The 23,560-nt window shown below is 60.3% G+C and carries 26 protein-coding genes; 10 read left to right on the plus strand and 16 right to left on the minus strand.

The window, feature by feature from the left end; translation table 11 throughout:
• Positions 1 to 98: 98 nt before the first annotated feature.
• Positions 99 to 1,700, plus strand: a complete 1,602-nt coding sequence (locus tag SMD27_RS18605; protein ID WP_320509935.1) for an adenylate/guanylate cyclase domain-containing protein — start codon at positions 99 to 101, stop codon at positions 1,698 to 1,700.
• A 240-nt stretch (positions 1,701 to 1,940) separates the two neighbouring features.
• On the opposite strand, the gene SMD27_RS18610 is transcribed toward SMD27_RS18605, so the two are convergent.
• The 8 genes from SMD27_RS18610 to speB form a co-directional block, all read right to left on the minus strand.
• Positions 1,941 to 2,744, minus strand: a complete 804-nt coding sequence (locus SMD27_RS18610) for an ABC transporter ATP-binding protein (protein WP_320509936.1) — start codon at positions 2,742 to 2,744, stop codon at positions 1,941 to 1,943.
• The gene (locus tag SMD27_RS18615) at positions 2,741 to 3,565 is read right to left on the minus strand and encodes an ABC transporter permease (RefSeq protein WP_320509937.1); all 825 of its coding nucleotides are present in this window, start codon (positions 3,563 to 3,565) and stop codon (positions 2,741 to 2,743) included. Before SMD27_RS18615 ends, SMD27_RS18610 begins: the two co-directional genes overlap by 4 nt.
• 87 nt (positions 3,566 to 3,652) lie before the next feature.
• Positions 3,653 to 4,729, minus strand: coding sequence for an ABC transporter substrate-binding protein (locus tag SMD27_RS18620; RefSeq protein WP_320509938.1), 1,077 nt, complete (start codon positions 4,727 to 4,729; stop codon positions 3,653 to 3,655).
• A gap of 41 nt (positions 4,730 to 4,770) precedes the next feature.
• Positions 4,771 to 5,865 carry an ABC transporter substrate-binding protein gene (locus tag SMD27_RS18625; protein WP_320509939.1) on the minus strand — a complete coding sequence of 365 codons (1,095 nt, stop codon included), beginning with the start codon at positions 5,863 to 5,865 and terminating at the stop codon, positions 4,771 to 4,773.
• A gap of 73 nt (positions 5,866 to 5,938) precedes the next feature.
• A complete protein-coding gene (locus SMD27_RS18630; RefSeq protein WP_320509940.1) occupies positions 5,939 to 6,706 on the minus strand; it encodes an SDR family NAD(P)-dependent oxidoreductase in 768 nt (255 codons plus the stop codon).
• A complete protein-coding gene (locus SMD27_RS18635; RefSeq protein WP_320509941.1) occupies positions 6,703 to 7,482 on the minus strand; it encodes an SDR family NAD(P)-dependent oxidoreductase in 780 nt (259 codons plus the stop codon). Before SMD27_RS18635 ends, SMD27_RS18630 begins: the two co-directional genes overlap by 4 nt.
• 3 nt (positions 7,483 to 7,485) lie before the next feature.
• Positions 7,486 to 8,253: a creatininase gene (locus SMD27_RS18640; protein WP_320509942.1), complete on the minus strand. Its 768-nt coding sequence runs from the start codon at positions 8,251 to 8,253 to the stop codon at positions 7,486 to 7,488.
• 42 nt (positions 8,254 to 8,295) lie between these two features.
• Positions 8,296 to 9,264: an agmatinase gene (gene speB / locus SMD27_RS18645; RefSeq protein WP_320509943.1), complete on the minus strand. Its 969-nt coding sequence runs from the start codon at positions 9,262 to 9,264 to the stop codon at positions 8,296 to 8,298.
• 105 nt (positions 9,265 to 9,369) lie between these two features.
• On the opposite strand from speB, the gene SMD27_RS18650 reads away from it, so the two are divergent.
• Both SMD27_RS18650 and SMD27_RS18655 read left to right on the plus strand, forming a co-directional pair.
• On the plus strand, positions 9,370 to 10,314 hold the full coding sequence (locus SMD27_RS18650) for a LysR family transcriptional regulator (protein WP_320509944.1): 945 nt from the start codon (positions 9,370 to 9,372) through the stop codon (positions 10,312 to 10,314).
• 82 nt (positions 10,315 to 10,396) lie between these two features.
• Complete coding sequence (locus SMD27_RS18655) at positions 10,397 to 10,981, plus strand: DUF1488 family protein (RefSeq protein ID WP_320509945.1); 585 nt, start codon at positions 10,397 to 10,399, stop codon at positions 10,979 to 10,981.
• 43 nt (positions 10,982 to 11,024) lie between these two features.
• On the opposite strand, the gene SMD27_RS18660 is transcribed toward SMD27_RS18655, so the two are convergent.
• Entirely contained in the window at positions 11,025 to 12,494 is a 1,470-nt protein-coding gene (locus SMD27_RS18660) for an NAD(P)/FAD-dependent oxidoreductase (protein WP_320509946.1), read from the minus strand.
• Between the two features lie 86 nt (positions 12,495 to 12,580).
• On the minus strand, positions 12,581 to 13,414 hold the full coding sequence (locus tag SMD27_RS18665; RefSeq protein ID WP_320509947.1) for a class I SAM-dependent methyltransferase: 834 nt from the start codon (positions 13,412 to 13,414) through the stop codon (positions 12,581 to 12,583).
• A 129-nt stretch (positions 13,415 to 13,543) separates the two neighbouring features.
• Here SMD27_RS18665 and SMD27_RS18670 point away from each other — a divergent pair, with 129 nt between their 5' ends.
• Complete coding sequence (locus SMD27_RS18670; protein WP_320509948.1) at positions 13,544 to 13,750, plus strand: hypothetical protein; 207 nt, start codon at positions 13,544 to 13,546, stop codon at positions 13,748 to 13,750.
• Here SMD27_RS18670 and SMD27_RS18675 read toward each other — a convergent pair.
• From SMD27_RS18675 to SMD27_RS18685, 3 genes are all read right to left on the minus strand, one after another.
• A complete protein-coding gene (locus SMD27_RS18675) occupies positions 13,747 to 14,457 on the minus strand; it encodes an RES family NAD+ phosphorylase (protein WP_320509949.1) in 711 nt (236 codons plus the stop codon). The two genes, SMD27_RS18670 and SMD27_RS18675, sit on opposite strands and share 4 nt — an antisense overlap.
• Complete coding sequence (locus SMD27_RS18680; RefSeq protein ID WP_320509950.1) at positions 14,454 to 14,846, minus strand: MbcA/ParS/Xre antitoxin family protein; 393 nt, start codon at positions 14,844 to 14,846, stop codon at positions 14,454 to 14,456. The genes SMD27_RS18675 and SMD27_RS18680 overlap by 4 nt, the downstream gene beginning before the upstream one ends.
• A gap of 105 nt (positions 14,847 to 14,951) precedes the next feature.
• Positions 14,952 to 16,544, minus strand: a complete 1,593-nt coding sequence (locus tag SMD27_RS18685) for a bifunctional aminoglycoside phosphotransferase/ATP-binding protein (protein WP_320509951.1) — start codon at positions 16,542 to 16,544, stop codon at positions 14,952 to 14,954.
• A gap of 185 nt (positions 16,545 to 16,729) precedes the next feature.
• Here SMD27_RS18685 and SMD27_RS18690 point away from each other — a divergent pair, with 185 nt between their 5' ends.
• Together SMD27_RS18690 and SMD27_RS18695 are read left to right on the plus strand one after the other, a co-directional pair.
• Positions 16,730 to 17,092 (plus strand): hypothetical protein, encoded by a 363-nt coding sequence (locus tag SMD27_RS18690; protein WP_320509952.1) that lies wholly within the window; start codon positions 16,730 to 16,732, stop codon positions 17,090 to 17,092.
• A 75-nt stretch (positions 17,093 to 17,167) separates the two neighbouring features.
• Positions 17,168 to 18,172: a hypothetical protein gene (locus SMD27_RS18695; RefSeq protein ID WP_320509953.1), complete on the plus strand. Its 1,005-nt coding sequence runs from the start codon at positions 17,168 to 17,170 to the stop codon at positions 18,170 to 18,172.
• Between the two features lie 4 nt (positions 18,173 to 18,176).
• Here SMD27_RS18695 and SMD27_RS18700 read toward each other — a convergent pair whose 3' ends face one another.
• From SMD27_RS18700 to SMD27_RS18710, 3 genes are all read right to left on the minus strand, one after another.
• A complete protein-coding gene (locus tag SMD27_RS18700; protein ID WP_320509954.1) occupies positions 18,177 to 18,494 on the minus strand; it encodes a hypothetical protein in 318 nt (105 codons plus the stop codon).
• 69 nt (positions 18,495 to 18,563) lie between these two features.
• Entirely contained in the window at positions 18,564 to 19,202 is a 639-nt protein-coding gene (locus SMD27_RS18705) for an NAD(P)H-dependent oxidoreductase (protein ID WP_320509955.1), read from the minus strand.
• 24 nt (positions 19,203 to 19,226) lie between these two features.
• Positions 19,227 to 19,880, minus strand: a complete 654-nt coding sequence (locus tag SMD27_RS18710; protein WP_320509956.1) for an NAD(P)H-dependent oxidoreductase — start codon at positions 19,878 to 19,880, stop codon at positions 19,227 to 19,229.
• Between the two features lie 104 nt (positions 19,881 to 19,984).
• Between SMD27_RS18710 and SMD27_RS18715 the strand changes: the two genes are divergently transcribed.
• The 4 genes from SMD27_RS18715 to SMD27_RS18730 all read left to right on the plus strand — a co-directional run bounded on the left by SMD27_RS18715 (position 19,985) and on the right by SMD27_RS18730 (position 23,552).
• Positions 19,985 to 20,227, plus strand: a complete 243-nt coding sequence (locus tag SMD27_RS18715; RefSeq protein ID WP_320509957.1) for a hypothetical protein — start codon at positions 19,985 to 19,987, stop codon at positions 20,225 to 20,227.
• A gap of 515 nt (positions 20,228 to 20,742) precedes the next feature.
• Complete coding sequence (locus SMD27_RS18720) at positions 20,743 to 22,440, plus strand: portal protein (RefSeq protein ID WP_320509958.1); 1,698 nt, start codon at positions 20,743 to 20,745, stop codon at positions 22,438 to 22,440.
• Between the two features lie 136 nt (positions 22,441 to 22,576).
• Entirely contained in the window at positions 22,577 to 22,915 is a 339-nt protein-coding gene (locus tag SMD27_RS18725) for a Bbp19 family protein (RefSeq protein WP_320509959.1), read from the plus strand.
• Positions 22,908 to 23,552: a hypothetical protein gene (locus SMD27_RS18730; RefSeq protein ID WP_320509960.1), complete on the plus strand. Its 645-nt coding sequence runs from the start codon at positions 22,908 to 22,910 to the stop codon at positions 23,550 to 23,552. Before SMD27_RS18725 ends, SMD27_RS18730 begins: the two co-directional genes overlap by 8 nt.
• Positions 23,553 to 23,560 lie beyond the last annotated feature (8 nt).

The raw sequence follows: 23,560 nt of genomic DNA on the forward strand, positions 1-23,560 counted from the left end.
ATCCGCCAATGAGGCGAGGCCGCCGATTTGCCCGGCACGGCCCATGGCCTGCGGGCAGATCCTGTCACCGGAAAGCTGCTTACAGGAAGCTGCGCGCCATGGCACAAAGCGAGACCAGCTTGCCCGGCAGGGCAATTCATCCGTTCGGCGGAAAATTGCTGGTCCTGTTGGTTCTGGTCATGCTGGCGGGATTGCCGCTGGCCGTCTGGCTCGATATCAGCACCTTGTCGAAAAACATGCTGAAGCGCCAATCTGAGGATCTCAGCTCAGTCGTCAGCAGCATTCGCGCCTATTATGCCAATAATGTCATCACCCGCGTGCTGGCCGCGCCGGGCGAGGTAAAGCCGGTGCACAATTATGAATCCGTGCCGGGCGGCATTCCCATCCCTGCGACGCTCTCGCTGGAGCTTGGCCGTGTCATTCAAGAGAAGCAGGCCAATATCAGTTACCGTTTCATCTCCGACCTGCCCTTCAAGGGACGGGCACCGCATCCGATGGATGCTTTCGAACAAAACGCTCTGGCGCGATTGCGGCACAATCCGGATCAGGAGATGGCCACCGTCACCCGGGCCGGCTTCAGCAATACTTATCGCCTCATAACGCCCATCATCATGGGAGCTGCCTGCGTCAAATGCCATAACAGCAATCCGGACAGTCCGAAGACGGACTGGAGGGTAGGCGATGTGCGCGGCATCCAGGAAGTGAGCATCACGCAGCCCTTTGCCGCGAATATCTTTTCCTTCAAGTATCTGCTGATTTATTTCTTCTTCGTCGGCGCGGCGGGGATCGGCTTCATTCTGCTGCAGCGCCGGCAGGGCGCGATCATCCAGGCCGTCAATCGCGAGTTGGAAGCGACGAACAATTTCCTGGCGACGATCTCATTGAAGATCTCGCGCTATCTCTCGCCGCAGATCTATAAGAGCATTTTCAGCGGCCAGAGGGATGTCATCATCCATACCGAACGGAAGCGCCTGACGATCTTCTTTTCCGATATCAAGGATTTCACCGCGACCACCGAACGTCTTCAGCCGGAGGCACTGACCTCGATGCTGAACGAATATCTGACCGAGATGTCGAGCATCGCGCTGAAATATGGCGGTACGATCGACAAATTCATCGGTGATGCGATCCTGGTTTTCTTTGGCGACCCGGAGACGAGGGGGGCGGCGGAGGATGCCAAGGCTTGCCTTTACATGGCGGTGGATATGCAAAAGCGCCTGGGGGAGCTGAAAGCGAAATGGCGCCACGAGGGCACCGAGCGGCCTTTCATCGTCCGCATGGGCATCAATACGGGCTATTGCAATGTCGGCAATTTCGGCAGCAACGACCGGATGGATTACACGATCATCGGTGCCGAAGCCAATCTCGCCGCACGGCTGCAAACGGCGGCGGAGGCGGGGACCATCGTCATCAGCTACGAGACCTATGCCCTGGTGCAGGATATCGTCATCGCCACACCCTTGCCGCCCATCACCATGAAGGGCATCCAGCGCGAGGTCATCCCTTATGCGGTGGAAGGCCTGTTGAGCAGCGCCGACCGCTCGCTCCATGTGCTTAGCGAACACATGAGCGGGCTCGATCTACATCTCAACTTGGACCAGGTCGAGGCCAGCGACACGGGCCGGGTCCGCACCGCGTTGCTGGATGCTTTGGCGGCGCTCGACCAGAAGCTGGCAAGGCCGCCTTCGGCGGCGAGCTAGGCAGGCGCGCTTAGTTGTTATCGCCGAGTATCGCACAGCGCAGATGCGCTCTCGCTTGTCACCCTCGGACTTGATCCGAGGGTTCATCGTGGGGACTGACGACTATTGCCTGACGCGCACCCGGCAGTCATTACCATCCGACAACGTGTCCGGCTTCTGCCGTGGACCCTCGGGTCAAGCCCGAGGGTGACAACCTTGCTTGTTTCCGATGTTGTGCAATGACTATTGACCGATCTGGTATCACGCCACCGCCTGGACCTCATCAGTGGCCTGTTGGCGCATCAGTTTCATGATGTCGCGTTCCAGCTCGGCATAGCCATCTAGCTCCAGGACTTCCTCCTTGCGGCGCCATCTTTTGCCGAGCTTGAAAGCGGGCACGATATTGGCGGCGACGGTGCCGGGATGGCGCGAGAGGAAGACGATGCGGTCGGCTGTGTAGATCGCTTCCTCGATGTCATGGGTGACCATGAGGATCGTCGTCTGGGTTTCCTCGGCGATGGAGATCATCAGCTCCTGCATATGCCAGCGGGTCTCGGCATCGAGCGCGCCGAAGGGCTCATCCATCAGCAGCATCTCAGGATCGTTGGCGAGGGTGCGGGCGATAGCCACGCGCTGCTTCATGCCGCCCGAGAGCTGCTTCGGATAGGCCTGGGCGAATTTCGAGAGATGCACGAGGTTGAGGAAATGCTGGGCGCGGCGGGCACGTTCCGGCGCCGGCACGTGCTGCAGCCGCATACCATATTCGACATTCTGCTGCACGGTGAGCCAGTCGAAGCTGGTATAGGCCTGGAACACCATGCCACGGTCACGGCCGGGGCCCTCGATCTGGCGACCATCCAATGTCATGGCGCCGCTGCTGGGTTCCTCCAGGCCGGCCACCATGCGCAACACGGTGGATTTGCCGCAGCCGGAAGGACCGAGCAGGACGCAGATTTCGTTTTCCATCACCTCGAAGGAAACGCGATGGATCGCCTCGATCTCGGTATTGGAGCCGATCTGGTATCGCTTGCCGATCTCGCGGAGGGAGAGTTTGGGCGCGCTCATCTTGCGCTCTCCTCGACATAGGGGAACATCAGGCGGTGAAGCCAGCGGAAGGCCATATCGCAGAGCAGGCCGAGGACGCCGATGACGACGATGCCGGCCATGATCTCATCGGTATGCAGGAAGCGGCGGGCGCGCATCATCATAGCGCCGATGCCATTGGTGGAGGCGACGATCTCGGCGATCACCAGATAGGTCCAGCTGACCGCCATCATCTGCCGCATGGCGACCACGACATTAGGGAGCACGGCGGGCACGATCACAGTCCAGAGGATCTGCTTCCGGTTGCCGCCGAGGGTCATCGAGGTCTCGACGAATTCCTGGCGCACCTGCTTGGTGTAATCCATCACCAGGGTGATCAGGAAGAACACCACGCCGATGAAGAGAAGGGCGAGCTTCGGTCCTTCGCCGGTGCCGAACCACATCAGCAGGACCGGGATGAAGGAAGGGGCCGGCAGATACCGCCAGGCGGCCATGAAAGGATTGAAGAAAGCCTCCAGCACCCGGAAGGTCCCCATGGCGATGCCGAGCGGTACGGCGACGATGCAGGCCATCAAAAAACTGATGGCGATGCGCAGCATGCTGGCGCCGATATCCATCAGGAAATCCGGCGTCGAGAGCAGGCCGGCCAGCGTCGACAGCACCCTTGTCGGACTGGGCATCAGCAATTCGGTCACGAAGCCGGCTTTCACCGCCGCTTCCCAGATAATGAAAAAAGCGGCCCAGAGCGAGACACCGAGAATGATGGTGGTGCGGCGTGAGATCGGCTTGCGGATCTCCAGCCAGCGCTTGGCGCGCGGTGTCAGCGGTGATTGATACTGCATCAGCTATCAGCCTCGGTTGAGCGGTGGCCGGCACCAGGATGCTAGGCACCCGGGCCGGCCACGGTTACGCATGGTCGATCGTGACGCCTAGCCTTGATGGTCGGTCATCGATTGACGGAAGCCGGATTTGGCGAGATCGCCCATCAGGCTGCAATCGATCGCCTGTTTTGGATCGATCTTGCTCTTCATCAGGCCAAGCTTCATCCACCAATCGTTGATCGAAGCCATGGCATCGTAGACCTGACCGTTCTTCAGGCCCAGAGGCGCATCGCCGTCGAGTACGCCGCAAAGCCGCGCCGCCTCGTCGAAATCGAGGATATAGACGCCGCCTTTCAGCGACTTGCCGGTGGTGCCGACAACGCTTTGCACATCTTCGACCGGCCATTTCAGGAAATCAGCGATGACCTTGTTCACCCCCGCCGTATCCTCATTCCAGGCTTTGACTGCGAGCCAGTGGGTTTTCAACACATCGAGCGCCACGTGCCGGCGCTCAGCGATGAAGGTCTTGTTCATGAACATCACATCCATGAACATGCCCGTCTTCAGGATCTCCGGATCGGCGGTGGTTGCAACGCTTCGGGCACCGGGCATGGCACCGGTCAGTTTGGAGAGCCAGGGTTCGTAGAGATAAGAGCTGGCGAGATCGCCGGAGATCATCGGTCCCACGGCCTCATCGGCGTTGAGATTGACCCAGGTGACTTCACTGGGCTTGATCCCCTGGCCGTCGAGCCAGACGCCCATCATCAATTCGCCGATGAAAGCCTGGGGGGCCGCGACCTTCTTGCCTTTCAAATCTTTTGCTTCGATCTTCGGCGCAAGCGCGATCTGATCGACGCCATATGAAGGGCTGGTCAGGGTGACATTGACCTCATTGGCGCCCTGTTCCGCGGCAATGGGCGCGTAATCATTGGTGCAGTAGAGGACATCGATTTGGCCCGCCGCCAAGGCCGAGTGACCGCCGATCGGGTCCTCGAAATTGGTCAGTTCCACATCGTAATCCTTCAGCAGGTTCTTTTCCTTGGCGACTTCCTGCATCGTGTGGATCGGCCAGGAGACACAAAGGCCGACCTTGACCTTCTCAGCCGCCATCGCCGTGCCGGGGTTCGGCAAGGCCATGACGGATAGTGTCAGGGCAGCCGCCGCCAATAATTTACGCTTGAGCATAGATCCTCTCCCCATTTGTTATTTTCTCGGACCTGTTTTTATCAATGCTCCTTGATCGACTGGCGGAAGCCTGCCTTGACCAGATCGGCCATCAAGGTGCAATCCATGGCCTTCTTGGGATCGATGGTGGTCTTCATCAGGCCGAGCTTTTGCCACCAGCTATTAATCAGCGCCATGGCGTCATAGGCAGCGCCGTTCTTCAGGCCGAGCGGCGCATCGCCATCGAGCACGCCACAGACCCGGGCGGCTTCGTCGAAATCGAAGACATAGACGCCACCCTTCAGGAATTTACCATTGGTGCCGATGACGCCCTGCACATCTTCAATCGGCCATTTGAGATAGTCGGCAAAGATCTGGTTCACGCCGGCCGTGTCGTCGTGCCAAGCCTGAACGGCGAGGAAATGCGCCTTCAGCATGTCCAAAGCGGCTTTGCGATTTTTGGCGATGAAGCTCTTGTTCATATAGATCACATCCATGAAGATGCCGGTCTTCAGGATTTCTGGATCGGCGGTATTGGTGACGCTGCGCGCGCCGGGCTGGGCGGCGATCAGCTTGGAAAGCCACGGTTCGTAGACATAGGCGGCGGCGAGATCGCCGGAGATCATCGGGCCGATGGCTTCATCGGCATTGAGATTGACCCATTGCACATCGTTGGTCTTGATGCCCTGGCTGTCGAGCCAGACGCCCATCAGCAATTGCCCAATATAAGCCTGCGGTGCGGCGATCTTCTTGCCCTTCAGGTCCTTGGGCTCCGTCTTCGGGGCGAGCGCGATCTGATCGACACCGTAAGAGGGGCTGGTATAGGTGACATTGACCTCATCGGTGTTCTGCTCGACGGCGATCGGCGAATAGTCATTGGTGCAATAGAAGACATCGATCTGGCCGGCAGCGAGTGCCGAATGGCCCCCCACCGGATCTTCGAAAATCGTCTGCTGGATATCGTAATCGGGCGCCAGGTTCTTTTCCTTGACCACCTGATAGAAGGAATAGCCCGGCCAAGAGACGCAGATGCCAACCTTGATGGTTTCCTTGGCGAGAGCCGCGCCGGCGCTGAGGCCGAACACGCCGATTCCGGATAGCATGACACCGGATAGCACTGCAGCGGCCGCAGCCGCAGCCTTCATCTTCGCAAACATGAAGTCCTCCCAGTTTTATTCAGTCTTCAGTAAGCCAGTCACTGTCGCCGTTGTCGGGATCATTCGCCCCGGCTTACGGCATGATACTTCCGCCATTAGGGCCAAGGCCCTGGCCGGTGAAATAGCGCGCATTCGGTCCCGCCAGGAAAGCGGCCAAAGCACCGATCTCGGCCGCATCGCCGAAACGAGCGAGGGGGATCTGCAATTCCTTCTCGCGCCATTCAGGGCTCATATTCTCCGCATCCAGCATGGCGGTGTCGACCGGGCCGGGGCAGATCGCATTGACGAGGATATTGGGCGCGAATTCCTTCGCCCAGCACCGCATCAATCCCAGCACGCCATGTTTCGAGGCGACATAGGACGAATATTGCTCCCGGCCATAATAGGACATGTCGGAGGCGATCAGGATGACGCGGGCCGGATCAGCCTGGCTCGGCTGTGCCGCCGTCATGTGGCGCAAGGCTTCGCGTCCGACCAGGAAGGTGCCGCGCAGATTGACGCCGATCACCCTGTCGAATTCGGCGAGGCTGGTTTCCAGCAGGGGCTTTTCGTGGATGATGCCGGCGCAATGGACCAGAATGTCCAAGCGCCTGAAACGCTGTATGGCGCGACCGAACAAGGTCGAGACGGAAGCCTCGTTGTTCACATCGGTCGGGACGTCGATCGCTTGGTGGCCCGCCTGCTCGAGGATATTGACCGTGGCGGTGCTGTCATGCAAATCGGCGCAGACCAGATCAGCGCCCTGTTGCGCCAAAGCGACGGCACAGGCGGCGCCGATGCCGCGATGGGCGCCGGTCACCAAAGCGGTCTTGCCGAGAAGCGGCTTAACTGGATCGATCACGACATCACCTCACCGCGATCGATGTTGAAGGTCTGGCCGGTGATGTTGCGGGCGGCATCGGAAGCGAGGAAGAGATAGAGCTCGGCGATATCGACCGGCTCCATCAGGCCGGGCAGGGACTGGCCGGCCATGATCTCGCCGAGAATATCGTCTTCGGCACGGCCAGTGCTTTGTGACATGCGCTTCAGCGACAGCATCGCCGCTTCTGTCCGCACCCAGCCCGGCGCCACGGCATTGACATTGATGCCACGCGGGCCGAGTTCCATGGCAAGGCTGCGCATGAAGCCCATCACCGCATGTTTGCTGGCGACATAGGCGGAGAATTCCGGCGCCGCCGTGCGGCTCCAGATCGAGGCGGTACAGATGATACGCCCGCCTTTCGGTATCTTCGGCAAAGCATCGCGGGTGACGAAATAGGTCCCCATGATGTTGATGTCGATGATGCGCCGAAAGACATCCTCGATAGCGGGATCGGGATCGGCAATAGGCGTGATGCGTTCAAGTCCCGCATTGTTGACCAGCACATCGATGCGCTCGAAACTGCCGATGGCTTTGCGCACGGCGTCACGGTCAGTGATGTCACATTGCAAAGCACGCACCGGCCGGCCGACGAGCTTGGACAGTGTTTCGCCCGCCTCAGCCACCGCCGCGTTATCGGCGAGGATGGTGAGATCGGCGCGGGCTTTCGCAAATGCTTCGGCCACGCCATAGCCGATGCCGCGGCTGGCGCCGGTGACGAGGACCGATTTGCCGCCGAAGTCGAAACTGGCTTTCATGGCTTAGCTGCCGAATTCTTTGACGATGGCGGCGGCGATATCTTTGCCGACCTGCTCCGCCATGATCTTGCCTTTCGCGGCACTCGCACCTTTGGCGGAGGTGAGGGCGCCGCTGGACGGCACCCAGTCACGATGCGGCGGGAACATGTCATAAGGCGGAAAATCGGCCGGCGCGTGATCGGGGATGAGATCCAGGCGCACCATATCGGGATAATAATGCATCATCAGCGAGGTCTCGATGACCGCCGCATGTTCCAGGGCAATGCCGGGGAAGCCGTCGGGGAAGACTTGGCTGAAGGTTTCCTCAGTGCAAAAATCCCAATATTCCAGCCGCATGACGCGGAGACCCGTGGCGCCGCATTCCCGCATGGCCAGATCGATGCCCTCGGTGACGATCCATTGGTTCTCGTAATGGCCGACCACGGCGCAGATCTTGCTGATGCCATGGCGCACCAATTCGCGGATCACGTCATGCACGGTGGCGATGAGCGTCGTCGCATCGAGATTGAGCGTGCCGGGAAAGTAAGGGCCGCCGCCGGATTTCGGCATCGATTTGTAGCCGAAGCTCAAGGTCGGCGCGACGATGCCGCCGACCTTCTCGGCGACATCGCGGCAGAGGGCGGTCGGCAGCAAGGCATCGACCGCCAAAGGCAGGTGTGGCCCGTGCTGCTCGGTCGAGCCGCAGGGCAGGAAGACGACGGGATTACGCTTCGCCTCGGCCGCGAATTCCGGCCAGGACATACGCTCCATCATCACGTTCTTTTTGTTCATCTCCATGCCTCCCCTTTTTATTTTTAGGCGTTATTGAGATGATCAGCGGCCGCGCCTCCGCGACAGTGAATCCGCCAGCAGGCAGAGGATTTCGAACATCAATGTCGCGCCGACCAAAGCGGTATTGCCGCTGGGATCGAATGGCGGCGAGACTTCCACCACATCGCCGCCGATCAGGTTGAGGCCCTGCAGGCCGCGCAAAACCGTCTGGGCTTCCAATGTGGTCATGCCGCCGATCTCCGGCGTGCCGGTGCCGGGGGTGAAGGCGGGGTCGATGCCATCGACGTCGAAGCTGATATAGGTCGGGCCGTCGCCGGCGACGCGGCGGGCCTCGGCAATCACCTTCTCGATGCCGACCTTGGCGAATTCTTCCATATAGATGACCCGCATGCCGCTGCCTTCGGCAAAGGCCATGTCATCGGCGCTGTAGATCGAGCCGCGAATGCCGATCTGCACGGTGCGCTTCGGATCGAGAAGACCTTCCTCGACAGCCCGGCGGAACGGTGTGCCATGGGTATACTTGTTGTCGCCGAAATAGCGGTCGTTGGTGTCGGAATGGGCATCGAAGTGAATCATGCCGACCGGCCGGTCCTTGGCGATGCCACGGAAGATCGGCAGGGTGATCAGATGATCGCCGCCAGCCGAAAGCGGCATGGCGCCGGCTTCGTGGATCTTGGCATAGAAGCCTTCGATGCGCTTGAGGGCATCCATCAGATCAATCGGATTGACCGGGGCGTCACCGAGATCGGCGACCCGCGCCAGTTCATAGGGCGCGATGCGGCTGACGTGATGCACCTTGCGCATGAAGCTGGACATGTTGCGGATTTCGCGCGGGCCATGCCTTGCGCCGGCCCGGTTGGTGGTGCCGCCATCCCAGGGCACGCCGACCAGCGCAATATCGACCGCGGCCGGATCGGTCACATAGGGCAGGCGCATGAAGGTTGGGATGGCGCCGAAACGCGGCACGATGGCGGCGTCGACTGGTTGCGGATTGCTGTTCTGCAGATTCATGCAAGGTACCCCTAACTGAGTGTGGTTTTATCTCGCGCCCTTTCTTTCTTCCGGTAAATGCAAAATAATGAAACTATATTTCCGGATTTCCGAAAGTAAGGGGCCATGTCTAGCCGGCTGAGCGATATCGATTTGAAACTACTGCAAGTTTTCATCGCAGTCGTGGAAAGCGGCGGCTTTGGCCAAGCCCAGGCGGTGCTGAATTTGAGCCCATCGCGGCTCAGCACCATGATTGCCGAGCTGGAATCGCGGCTGGAGATGCGGCTGTGCCAGCGCGGCCGGGTCGGCTTCCGGCTGACCGAGCGGGGCCAGGAGGTCTATCAGGCGGCCTTGCGCCTGGTGGCCGGGCTCGAAGCCTTCCGGGCGGAAATCGGCGCGATGCGCGGCAAACTGGTCGGCAATCTGGCGATCGGCCTGGTCGATAGCATCATCAGCAATCCGGCGGCAAAAATCGCGGCAGCGATCAATGCCTTCTGCCAGCGGCAGCATGAGGTGCATGTGACGCTGCATATCGATGCGCCACAGGAGTTGGAGCGCAAGGTCCAGGATGGCCGGCTCGACCTTGGCATAGGGGCCTTCCATCATGTCCTGCCGTCGCTGCGCTACCGCGCCTTGTTCCTGGAAGAACAGACGCTCTATTGCAGCAAGGCGCATCCCTTGTTCGATTGCGACGAGGCGATGCTGACGCCGGAAGAATTGCTACGGCATGATTACGGCGGGCGTGGCTATATGGAAGGCAAGCGGCCGTTGAAGTTCAAGGCGAAGGCGAGCTCCTATTCCATGGAAGGACTTGCGATGCTGGTTCTGTCCGGCGCCTTCATCGCCTATCTGCCGAGTCATTATGCCGAGCAATGGGTGGCGAAAGGCGAGATGCGGGCGCTGCTGCCCAACCGGATGTCCTATCAATCGCTGTTCGAAGTGGTGACCCGGCGCAGCGCGACGCAGCAGGCTCCGGCGCAGGCCTTTCTCGACGATCTGGCGCGGACGCATGGCCAGGTTTCGGGGGGCTTGGCATCCAACATGGCGAGACCGATAATCGCTTCGATCTGAGCCGCGAAAATAGCTGCGCGGCAGGGATCGAAAGCCCTCTCTGGCGCGTTAGTAGCGGAACGAATCAGCGGAGGAGAGAGGGATGGCGTTAACTTTTCTGCCGCAATCGGGTCATTGGAATGCCGAAATGGAATCGGTGCATTTCGATGCGCGCCATGACAGGAAACCTGTCTCTTGCCTGATCCACAAGGTTGCCCTGGCGGATCTCTTGAATCTGCGTAACGCCAACCAGGACGATCTGTTGGCCGGCTTCGAGAAGCAGCGCAAGAAGATCGAAGACATTGCCGCATGGAAATACGAGAAAGGATCGATCCGCAGGGACGGATCGGTCTTCATCACGTCACAGGATCTCGATGCCTATGAAAAACGCAATCTGGTGGAGCGCGATGTCACGCTGGTCTTCGATTCCAACAAGGTCCATTACGACACGCTGCATGACTGGGTGCGGTTTTACGCCTTGGACGGAGAGATCAGCGTGCCTTGCGCAGTCACGCGTGGCGCCTTGCTGGACCGGGAACGCATCACCGATGCGGATGAAAAGCGCCTGGTCGACGCCTATCTACGCAACCGTCAGGTGATCGATACTATTGCGGAAAGCAAATACAAGAACAGCCTGGTCGAACCGGGTGGGGTGGTCGTGGTGATGAGCCGCGATCTCAATCACTAAATCTCAATCACTGAACGGCGTAATCCCTGACTAGGATGTAACCTCAATGCATCTTCAGGCTGGGCTGGGTCATCCGTTGCAGCCGGTTGGTGAGGATCAGGATCAATGTACGCCAGATGCCGTGCAGCGCCATCTGATGCATCCGGTAAAGTGAAATATAAGCAAGCCGTGCGAACCAGCCCTCGATGAGATAGCTTTTCCGGAAGACGCCCCCCATCAAGGTGCCGGCCGCGGTGTAGCGGCTGAGCGAAATCAGCGAGCCGAAATCGCTGTAGCTGTAGGTCGGCAAGGGCGGCGGCTGGCGGCAGGCATGCAACGCCTCGACATGCCGGACCAGCGATTTGGCGAGCAGCTCAGCTTCCTGATGTGCGGCCTGGGCGCGGGCGGGTACCGGCAGGTCGCTGCCCGGCGATTGGGGGCACCAGGCGCAATCGCCGAAAGCGAAGATCGCATCGTCGCGTGTGGTCTGTAATGTCGAGCGCACCAGCAATTGGCCGTTGCGATGGCTTTCCAGGCCGTCGATCTCGCGCAAAAAGGCCGGTGCCTTGATGCCGGCGGCCCAAACCTTGATCTTGGCGGGGATCGTCCTGCCATCGGCAAGATGCACGCTTTCGGCATCCATACTGGCGACTTTCGCCTTGGTCAAAACCGCAATGTTCAAGTGTCTCAAGGCTTCGCTGACATTGAAGGCGAGCCGTTCCGGCAAGGGTGAGAGAATGCGATCGGCCGCTTCGAGGACGGTGATTTGCAGGGTGCCCGCCTTGACGGGAGCCGCATAGCGGGACAGGTCTTCCATTGCCTGATGCAATTCCGCTGCGAGTTCGACACCGGTCGCACCACCGCCGACAATGGCAACGCCGATCGAGGGAATTCCCCCCGGCGCCGTTTGGCTATCCTGGTCCGGCCCGGCATCCGGCGTCGCGCCATCGACCCTGCCGGCGAGCAGAATCAGGAGGTCGCGGTGCAAAATCTCCGCCTCCAGACGGCTATCGAGAAAACGGGCATGCTCGCGCACGCCCGGCGTGCCGAAATCGTTGCTGATACTGCCGACCGCCAAGACCAAGAGGTCGTAATCCAGACGGCGGCGGCCAACCACTTCTTCGCCCTTGTCATCGGTCATGGCGGCAAGAATGATTTGCCGGCGCGCCCGGTCCAGGCCTTCCATCCGGCCGAACTGAAAACGATAGCCATGATGCTTCGCATGACCGAGATAACCCAGTTCATCCTGATAGGAGTTCAGCGTTCCGGCCGCGACTTCGTGGAGCAGCGGCTTCCATAGATGGGTCGGGTTGGCATCGACGAGAATGATGCGGGCCAGTCCCCTGCGCCCCAGCCTTTCACCGAGCTTGGTGGCGAGTTCGAGCCCGCCGGCACCGCCGCCGACAATGACAATGCGGAAATCCCCGGCCGGTTCCTGGGCGAGACGCGCGGTCTGGTGCGTCGATACCACCGGTTCTTCCGCCGTTACAGGTGCTTCATTAACCTTTGTCGGCTGGGCATTTCTCTGCTGCATCCGGGCCTAACGCCGAGACGGTCTCTATGTTCCCGATGTTCCCGCTTCCAACCGGAGAAAGTTGACCGCGGACTTTTCAATCGATTTCAAAGGGCCGCCGGCGGGCGCAATCTCGCCCAGATTACGGCCTGGCGTTTGGGGCGGAGCGGCGGCAGAAAATACAAGATCGTATCGATCAACCAACCGAAGCCGCGCGGTATGCGGTAGGTCGCGACTTTTACCTCGTCACGATCGCGGATGACACCCCATCGCCGCAGCGTGGGGAGGATCTCCTGCTGATCGATGCCCCAGGGCATTTCGGGTATGCGGTAATGCCTGGTGCGCTGAAGGCCGCGCAAGGTGAGGTGCGAGAACCAGCGCGGGATGGTGTCGAAAATGATCTCGCTGCCGGGGAAGCGGATGGCGATATCCAGCAAAAGGCGCCGGATCTCTTCTTCCGGCAGGTACATAAAGAGCCCTTGCGCGACAATGCACAGGCCCGGTGCCGTCTCGATCCCATCCATCCATCCGCGGTCAAGCGCGCTCCCGGCGAAATGGCGGCGACGCTCGGCCGTCGGGATGAAACGTTCACGCAAAGCGATGACTTCGGGCAGATCGACCGAGAGCCACTGCATCTCGCCGTTATCGACGCGAAGAGCCTGCGTCTCCAAACCCTCGCCGAGGGAGACGACGAGGCCGCGCGGATGACGTTGGAGCCAATCCCTGACAAGGCGATCGAAGAGCTTGGCACGGGCAGCATGGGTGCCATCCGCCTTGCCGAAGGAGCGGGCGTAATCGTAGTCGAGCGCGTCATGGATGCGGACAGAGTGCGGGTCGGATAACACACCGTCAGGCCGCCGTGCTTCCGCCGCCCGGTTATACAAAGTCCAAAGCAATGTTTCCGGAACGCCGGTCAGTTGCGGTGCAATGCTGGACTTCATGGTTTCATCTCTGGCTGCGATGATCGCTTCTTTAGCGGTTCTAAAGGCGAACTTCACCAGGAATGAGGTGTGCAGCGGGAAGAAACATTTATCATCTTTCCATCCGGTTCATCGGCGGTGGAGAGGGCCATGCGGGGGAACGGCAAAGAGAACGGGCTTCTGTCGTCGCTCAATCGCTATCTTGACGGCTGCGATGACCGTCTGTTGCTGGATATCGGTCTCGCCCGCCATCCTAATGGCGATTTGTGCTGGGTGATCACCGAGGAAATCTGGCTGTTCGGCCGCGTCATGGGGCAGCATCGGGGGAGCGGAGGCTGGTGCGCAGGGGGCTGTTAGTCGCTGGGCAAAGCGTACCAATCATCCCGGCCGATGATGAAATAGCGGGTGATGCTGTGGCCATCCCAGTGATATTGCAGGGTGCGGGACTGCACAATCGGCAGGCGGATGAGATCCGGCCAAAATAATGCCGCCGCTTGTCCCGCCGGCCAGCGGACACTGGGATAGACGATGCCGTCGCTGCCCTGGCGATGCAGCCGGAGCGCCAGGGCCTGGCCTGCCGACCAATCATCGGGATCGAGACAGGCTGCGAAATCGCCCGCTGCCGCACGCAGGTCGTGCAAGCGGCCGGCGACATGCGCGGTCAATTCCCGAAGCTGGATATCAGCCGTCGGCTCGGCGGTCCGGCGCATGAAGCGCTCGACGTGATAGACCGTTTCCATCAAAGCAACTTCGAAACGGTCACCGCAATACCAAACACCGAAACGGCCATCGGAAAACCGGCTGGGACGATCGCGCGAGACATGGGTAAAGGCGCTCATCGCCAAGCTGGCGCTGGGACCCGCAACACGGCGGTGATCAGGCACGAGCTTCAATTCGCCGATCTGGTCGCGCACCCGGGGATTGGTCTTGGCCTCGGCGCTGGCGATCAGCTCCCAATCGGCGGGATCGGCGATATCTTCGAACAGCCAGACCGGTGGATAGATGGTGCGGATGATGCGATGGCTGAGCGGCCAGTCGATATCGGTCGAGGAGGGTGCCGTCACCAGCCGCCCCGTTCGGCATCGAGATAGCTGCGGATCGCCGTGATGTCGCCCGGCGCGCCGCCCAGCATCCGTTCCAACGCGGATTGGCCGCCGAAAGCCTCGTTCGGCTTGGAAACCCAGGCATAGCCGCGTTCCGGTTCGGTGAACATATAGCGGAGCGCCTTGTGGATGCCCATCAGATCGCCCAGCCGCCAGATCGTATCATGGGGCAGGGGACCGATTTCCCCGCGCTTCCAGCGGTAATAGGTCGATGCGCTGGGCTGTCCGAGCAACAAACGGGCCTGGGAGTCGTTCACATCCCACAGCCGGAACAGATTGAACGCCGCGCGCAGCATGGCAGCAGCTTCCGCCTGAGTTACGCCGCCGATTGTCGGTTCGCCGGCTTGCATGGAAATAATCCGGGACATCTCCAGCTCTGTCTCCATTGTGCCAATTGGATGTATATATAGACAATCCGATCAAATGATACAAGTATTGCGATAAGCGCAATGAAATCAAAGCTGTAGCCGGACGAGGTGCAAGCTGCTTTCCAGGGCGCCGCCAGCATCGATGCGATGCCAGGTGACGTCCCCCAGATCGTAGGTGAGCTGCTGTGCCAGGACGGTGCGGTCGGCATCAGATGCATCGTGCCGGCGTGCATCGAGGCGGGCGGTGAGTTTTTCCCTGGATACATCGAGCCAGAAACCATCGAACCGCAGGTTGAGATTGCGGGCCAATTCTTCCGCGGCGAGGCGTTCCCGCTGCCGCAGATAGGTAGCGTCGAGAATGACCGTATAGCCGGCATCCAGAGCAGTGGCCGCTTCCTGCAACATCGCCTCGTAGACACGATCGCTGGCCTGCTGGCTATAGGCCGGGGGATCGAGGCGCATTTCCGGCGGAACGTTTTGCAGGCGCTTGCGCAAAGTATCGCTACGAATGACGCGGGCGCCGGGTGCCGGCAGAAATGCCGGCGCCAGCTCACGCGCCAAGCTCGACTTGCCGCTGCCGCTGAGCCCGGCCACGGCTATCAGCCGAGGTGTGCCAGGGCGCAACAGACCGCGCGCCGTATCGAGATAGGCAATCGCCTCCTTGCGTTTTTTATCACCTATCGCGGGGTCGCTTTGGTTCTTGCTACCGCCGGCGAGGATATGTGACCTGATCGCCGCGCGCAGCGACAGAAAGAAGGGCAAAGCGGCAAGGCCGGTGATATCGCCGCTGCGATCGAGATAGCGGTTGAGCAGGACATTCGCCAATGCGCGGTGTCGGTCATCGCGATGGCAAAGATCCATCAACACGAAAGCGAGATCGTAAAAGACGTCGATACAGGAGATGTCGTCGCTGAATTCAATGCAGTCGAACAAGGTAGGACGACCATCCAGCAAACAGATATTGCCTAGATGAAGGTCCCCGTGACAGCGCCGCACCATACCGGCCTCACGACGTTGCTCGATGAGGGGGGAGACGGCGCCAAACTTTGCTCTCAGTTGCAGTGCGACCTCCTCTGCGCCCGACCGGTCCAACGGCGGCACATGTTGCTGCAGATTATCGACGCAGTCATCCAGCACATGGGCGATGACATGCGCATTGCCGTGCTGGGGCATGCGTTCCGCTTTGTCATGAAAGCGATGGATCGCGTCGGCGAGATCCAGCATCAGCACCGGCGTCAAACGGTTCGCATCGGCAAGCGACGCCAGTAGGCTGTCATCGCCGAAGCGGCGCATCTCCAGGACCCAATCGAGGGCGTCGCCTTCGGCATTCTCCGCCGCCAGCTGAAGCGAACCGTCTCCGCCGCGCAGGACCTTATGGATCGCCAGATAAATTTCCGGTGCGGTGCGGCGGTTCAGACTCAGTTCGGCGCGCGTGAACTTCTCGCGGTCGGCGATGTCGGTGTAGTCGAGATAGGAGAACTTCACCGCTTGCTTCAGTTTGAAGGCGCGATCCTTCGTCAGAAAAATCACCGAGCAGTGCGTTTCGATGCGGCGGATCTCTGCCGTGTCATCTCCATAGGCTTTTCCAGTCGAGAGGAAGTCGATGATTTCCCGCTGCACCTCACCGTGCTGGGTTTCACTCTGCTTCGTTTCGTTCCGTCGATGCTTCGTCTCAGCCATGCGAGCCTTGCCCCTTGGATTGCTATTTTGCCTTGCAAAAAAGGTATCCGCCATCCGTTCCGGTCGAGAAGGCGCCTTTTCCGACAACCTGTATGACGGAACCATTTCTGGCCGGGCCGCTTTCACCTTTCATATTAACCCACTTATCGCGGTTGATATCCGCCTGGTCTGGAAGGAGATAGGCAATGACAACGCAGAATGAACCCGGCAAGCAAGGCAGAGATGCCCAGGCGAGAGAAAGCGGAACTGCGGAACGGGCATTCGCCAAGGACGAGGACGACAGTTCGAGGAAAAACAGCCGGACTAAGCCTATGTCACAAGCCGAGCGCAGCCGGCGGGATCCGTTGATCGACACGCCGGATAACGCAGCGCGCAGCAATCGCCCCGGCGTCGATCGCCAAGTCGGCGACCGGGCGGGTCGCATCGGCCCTGACACCGGACGAAGCCGGGAAAGAGCAGCTAATCCGGGTTTTGACGATGCCGGTAGCGCGGATGACACCCGCAAGGCGGCGGACATCCTAAGTGGCGCGCGCAATCGCGAGGGCTGAACGAAATCGACTAGTCACTGACGCACGGTGTGAAGGCCGCGTCGTAACACTTCTGCAACTGCAAAGGGGATGAAGATGGCAACGAATTATACTGCGGATAGTCGGAGCGCCGAAGCTCGCACCTATACCCGCCAGTCACATGAATCGGCCGTGTCCGCCGTTTCGTGGGGCGCAATCATCGCGGGCGGCGTGGTCGCTGCGGCGCTAGGCCTGATCCTGATCAGCCTGGGGACGGGGCTCGGTTTGGTCGCCGTCTCGCCCTGGCGCAACGAAGGCGTGGAAGGAAGCACGCTGGGTATCGGTGCAATCGTCTGGTCGATCATAATAGAAATCGTCGCCTTCGGTGTCGGCGGCTATGTGGCTGGACGGCTGCGCACCAAATGGGCCGACATCCATGGTGATGAAGTTTATTTTCGCGACACCGCGCATGGCTTTGTCACCTGGGCGCTCGGTACCTTGATCGGCGTTGCCCTGGTGGCGTCGGCGGCGGGCCAGATCGCCCGCGGCGTTGCCGAGACAGGTGCGTCGGCCCTGGGTGGGGCCGGTAGTGCTGCAGTCATGGCAGCCGGCGGCGTGGCCGGCTCGCAGATGGGAAACCAGGGCGCCCGCGGCGGGCAGGGCAGTAATCCGGTGGATTACTTCGTCGACATGATGCTGCGCGGTCAACCTGCGGGGGCGGGCGGCCAGCCTGCAGCGGGCCAGACGAACGGCCAGCCAGGCCAGCCCGCCGGAGCACCGCCGCAAGACCTCAACAACCCGGGAACGCGCGCTGAACTGCGGCGCATCGTCATGATGAGCTTCGCCAATGGCGAAATCAGCCAGCCAGACAAGACCTATCTCGCACAGGTCGTGGCGGCGCGCACCGGCATGAGCCAGCAGGATGCCGAAAAACGCGTAGATGATGTCATCGGACAAGCCAAGGCGGCTATGGACAAAGCCGAGCAGAAGGCGCGGGAGGCTGCGGACACGGCCAGAAAAGCCGGCGCCGCTCTGGCGTTCTGGAGCTTCCTTGCCATGCTGATCGGCGCATTTGCGGCGAGCTTCGCCGCGACCTGGGGCGGCAAGGCCAGGGACCGATAAGGACTTAGCTTTTGCGATCGTTGCGGAACGGGGTGTCTCGCTGGTGGCCGCGTTGTGACAAGCGGTCCGGCGAGACATCCTGTTCGCGTGCAACCTTCGCATCATGTCCGCTGCGATCGCTGTAGAAGAGGGCCGTCATCAGGCCCACCGCAAGCATCATCGTAACCCCGCCGCCAATGATAAGGGCATAAAGCGCAAAGCCATGCGTCCAGATGCCGGTCAGCTGCGCGCCAGCCCACAGAGACGCCAAAGCCGCGCCAGCACCTAGGAGAAAGCCGGCACCGAGGCCGAGCGCGAGTTTCCCGCCAATAGTTCGTGGCATAAACTGCATCCGATGCCGACCTCATGACAGGAAATGTGTGTCTGTCGGGTCGTTGCCGACTTCATCACATCATCGTTCGGTCGCTGCTGCAGGCTCTGGCTGAAGGGTAGCGGTGGGGTATTGTGCGAGAGCCTGAGATATCTCGCGTTTGAAATCGCTCACGCGTTGCGGTGTTACGTGTTCGCTGCGATAAAGCGCCAGCATCTTGAGACGGCATTGCGGCGCGCAAGGGCGCAGAATGGCATATTTGATCTGGCGGTAAACCGGACGGCGCAAGACAAGAAGGTCGACCCATTGGGGCGAACCCAGTGTCGTCACGGCGACGGTGTATTTCAAGCCGGTCAGACGAGGCGTGATGGCTTCACGTGTTTCGGTATGGTCGAATGCGACGCCGGGCGCCCAAACGCGGTCGAACCAACCTTTAAGGATTGCGGGAAAACCAAACCACCAAGTGGGAAATACCAGAACCAGCATGTCGGCCGAGAGAAGCCGGCTCATTGGCGCGCTGACATCGCCACCCGGCTTATAGGCCGGCAGGTAATAAGATTGTCTTTCACCCCAAGTGAGTGCCGGTTCGAAGGATTCCTGGTAGAGGTCTTCGATCGTCACCTCATGGCCTGATTGTCGAAGATCGGCAACCACATGTGCGGCCAAACTGGCGCAGAGGCTATCCGGCAGCGGATGTGCAACGACAACGAGGCATTTCATTTTGTCCCCCTATCGTTAGGCAACCTAATGCAAGCCCGACAATACCCGTGAAATCCTGATCTTGAAGCCACGAAAGCGTGTTTCGCCGATCCGCCCGCCGCGATAGAGCGACAGCATCCTGAAACGGCAATCGACAGCGCAACTCGGCAGCAGCGCATATTTGAACATCTTTGCCACCGGACGACCAAGCAGAAACCAATCAAGCCACCAGGGCGAAGCGAGGGTCGTGACCACGACAAGATATCGTAAATTTCCCAAAAGCGGTTTCAGCACACTGACATCCTGGCGATGATCGAAAGCGATATCCGGCACCCACACCCGGTCGACCCATCCTTTAAGAATGGCGGGAAGGCCGGACCACCAGGTCGGAAAGACGAGGACGATCGCCTCGGCAACCAATAGCCGCTCGATCGGTCGGCGCATGTCACCTTCAGCCCGATAATCCGGCGCGTTGTATCGGCGCCGTTCGCTTGAGCTCAGCTTGGGATTGAAGTGGAGTTCATAAAGATCTTCCACCACGACATCGTGACCGGCGCCGCGCAGTTCACCGCAGACGTGCTCTGCCAGTCGGTGACAGAGACTGTCCTTCAAAGGATGGGCAAGAACGACGAGGACATTCACTTCAACCACGAGCGCCGAGGGGTCTGGGCATTTTCCCGTTTCAGCAGAATTAAACATGAAGGGGGAGCGCGGTTCCCACTTCCCGGCGTAGCATTCTTTTTATTGTTGATTTAATATCAACGTCAGCTTAATATTGCGAAATAACAAACATCGGAAACGCCATGGATACTTGTTACAGCTATCACCGGGTCAAGGGACGATGTGCCGATCTCAGGTTGGTCTGGAACCGGGAGATCGAAAGTCAGGTCGATCAGGCATTCGCCCGGCTGGGCCTCTCGCAAGCTCAGGTCGACGAGTTGTCGGTGCTGCAGTGTCATGTGATCAAGTGGCTGTTCTCGCCCCGCGCCTATGACTGGCGCGGCCGCATTGCCCTCGCGCTGCATTTCTTGTTCGGTCGGCATTAACGACCTACGCGCGACGCCCAACAAATCTTCTTTTCGCGACCACAACATCGAGGTTCCATCATGTGCACAGGAGGAGGTTCCGCTCCAAAACCGCCGCCGCCACCGCCACCGCCGCCAGAGGAGCCGAAAGAGCAGGATGCGGCGGTCGTAAAAGCACGCAATGACGAAAGGCAACGAGCTCTTGCTGCTGCGGGTGCCGCCAGCACTATCCTGACCGGCGGGCAGGGCAATGGCTCAACCGCATCCACACTGAAGACTTTTCTCGGCCAGTAGGCCGGCGCCGGCGAACTGCAGCTTTTTCATAATAGCGAGAAGCTAGCGATGTCGCGGTCATCAGCCGCCGCGACATCGCCCCCTCATCCCAATCCTCCCGCTGCAATGGCGGAAGCGATCCGGCGGTCCTCCTCCCGCTGTGCTCGTGTGTCCTCGGCTGCGCCGATGGGACGTCCTGAGATGGGATGAGGGGCTCTTTCATCAAGCGCCACTGGCCAAACAAGGATGGATCAAGTCAAACGATGGGCGACTATACCGAATTGATGCAGCAGTTGATGCGGCGCAAGGCCGCGCTGCAAAACGAGCGTCAGTCTTATCTTGCCCATTGGCAGGATCTCAGCGATTTCATCCTGCCGCGGCGGGGCCGCAATCTCCAGGGCGCGGAAGATCCGTATAAAGGGGGCAAGAAGAACCAGCGCATCATCGACAGTACCGGCACCATCGCCGCGCGTACCTGCGCCTCCGGCCTGATGTCGGGCATCACCTCGCCGGCGCGGCCCTGGTTCCGCCTGAGCCTGCCGGATGCGCGGCTGGCCGATTATGTGCCGGTCAAAATCTGGCTGGACGAAGTGCGCAAGCGGATGCTGCGCGTGATGGCGAAGTCGAATTTCTACAATTCCTTCGCCACGCTCTATGAGGAACTGTCGGTCTTCGGCACGGCGGTCAATCTGATCCTCGACGATGATGAGGACATCATCCGCTGTTATCCGCTGACCGTTGGGGAGTATTTTCTCGCCAATGATCACCGTCTGGCGGTGGATACGCTTTATCGCGAATTCACCATGACGGTGGCGGGCATGGTGGGACAATTCGGCCTGGAGAATTGTTCCGATCGCATCCAGCAAAAATATCGCGACGGGCAGCTCGACCAGGAATATCGCGTTTGCCATGCCATCGAACCGAATGACAAGCGGGTCATCGGCTATGTCGACAACAAGAACATGCCCTATCGCTCGGTCTATTGGGAGGCGGGGCAGAGCTGCGAGAAGCCGCTGAACGTCTCCGGCTTTCGGGGCAGGCCGTTCCAGGCGGCGCGCTGGCATGTGACCGGCAACGATGTCTATGGCCGCTCGCCGGGCATGGATGCGCTGCCCTTCATCCGGCAATTGCAATTCGAGCAAAAGCAGAAGGCCCAGGGCATCGCCAAGCAGGTCAATCCGCCCATGACCGCCAATGTGCAGATGAAGAACCAGGAAATGTCGGTCCTGCCGGGCGGCATCACCTTCACGCCGGCCAATGGCCAGGGGGCGGGCTTCGGCCCGGCCTATATGGTGAATGTCGAACTGGGCGAGCTGCGCCAGGATATCGCCGATATCCGCCAGCAGGTGAACCAGGCCTTCTTCGCCGATCTCTTCCTGATGATCTCGCAGCTTGATGACGTGCGCTCGGCGACCGAGATCATCGAGCGCAAGCAGGAAAAGCTGCTGATGCTGGGACCGGTCCTGGAACGGCTGCATGACGAGCTGTTGGATCCGGCGATCGACCGCGTCTTCAACATCCTGCTGGAACACGATTTGCTGCCGGAGCCGCCAAAGGAGCTGCGCGGCCAGGATCTCGACATTGAATATATCTCCACCTTGGCACAGGCGCAGAAAGCCGCTGAGACCGGCAGTATCGAGCGCATCTCCAGCTTCGTCGGCGGATTGGCCGGCGCCAAGCCGGATGTTCTCGATAAGATCGATTTCGATGCGGCGGTCGATGAATATGGCGATGCGCTGGGTGTGTCGCCGAAGATCATCCTCGGATCGGATCAAGTAGCCGAAGCCCGCGCCACGCGAGCCCAGGCGCAACAGCAGCAGCAGGCCATGGCGATGGGCCAGCAGATGATCGCCGGCGCGAAGACGCTCTCCGACACCAAGCTCGGCGAGAATGGCAATGCGCTGGAGCGGGTGCTCGGGCGTCTCGGCGGTGCGGCTGCCGCCGGTGGGCAGGGAGCTTGATGATGATGAAGGTTTGGTCGCTGCAGATTACCCCTTCTATGACCCTTCCGCGATGCGGGGGAGGAGATGATGGGGAGCAAGGGTGCTTTTTATTCCCTCCCGAGTTTGGGGGAAGGGTCAGGGAGGGGGCTCGTCGATGACAGATTCCTTCGATGCCGGCGATGCCACGCAAGTCGGCGAGCGCCGGGAAAAGCTGAAGTTCAAGGAACGGGGCGATGGCGAGCAGTTCAAGGCGCTGATGGAGCAGAAGCCGTTTCGCGCTTTCGTCTGGCGGCTGCTGGCCGAAGCGCAAGTGTTCCAGCCGATCATGACCGGCAACAGCTACACCTTCATGAATGAAGGCAAAAGGCAGATCGGCCTTTGGGTCCTGGAACAGATCAACCGCATCTGCCCGGATCTCTATGTCGTCATGGCCAAAGAGGCGACGGCGAGAGAAGCAGGAAACAAGCAGGAAAGGAATTTGATGAATGTCTGACACAGAAGCCGCACAGTCCACCGAGGCGGTCGCCAGTGAACAGACGTTGCTCGGCACCGAGAAAGCAGGCGGCCCGGATGCGAAGGCCGGTACTGCTGGGACCGAGACTTCGGCTGGTGACGGCAAGCCGGGTTCCGATGCGACAGATGCGTCGGGCGAGGCGATCACCTATGCCGATTTTACCTTGCCCGAAGGTACGCAGATCGATGGCGAGCGATTGGACGAAGCGAAAAAGATGTTCGCCGCGGACGGCCTGTCGCAGGACCGGGCGCAAGCCTATGTCGATCTTTATACCGAGAAGCTGAAGGAAGCCACGGAGGCTCCCTACAAGCTATGGGCGGACACGCAGCGCGCATGGCAGGACGAGGTTCGCGCCGATCGGGAGATCGGCGGCGCCAAGCTGGCAGGCAATCTGAGCATTGCCGCCAAGGCCATCGACCGGTTCGGCGGCGACGGGCTGCGCCAGGCTTTGAATGTCAGCGGGGCGGGGAACCATCCCGATGTCATTCGCGCCTTCATTCGCATCGGCAAGGCGATTTCGGAGGATTCCATGGTGATGGGGCGCGGCGTCGCGCATCAAAGCCGGAACCGTGCCGAGCGCCTCTATCCAACCGATCCCCTGAAGCCGCGGGACTAATCCCACGC

This window comes from Dongia soli (assembly GCF_034044715.1).
In the GTDB taxonomy this organism is placed as follows: domain Bacteria; phylum Pseudomonadota; class Alphaproteobacteria; order Dongiales; family Dongiaceae; genus Dongia_B; species Dongia_B soli.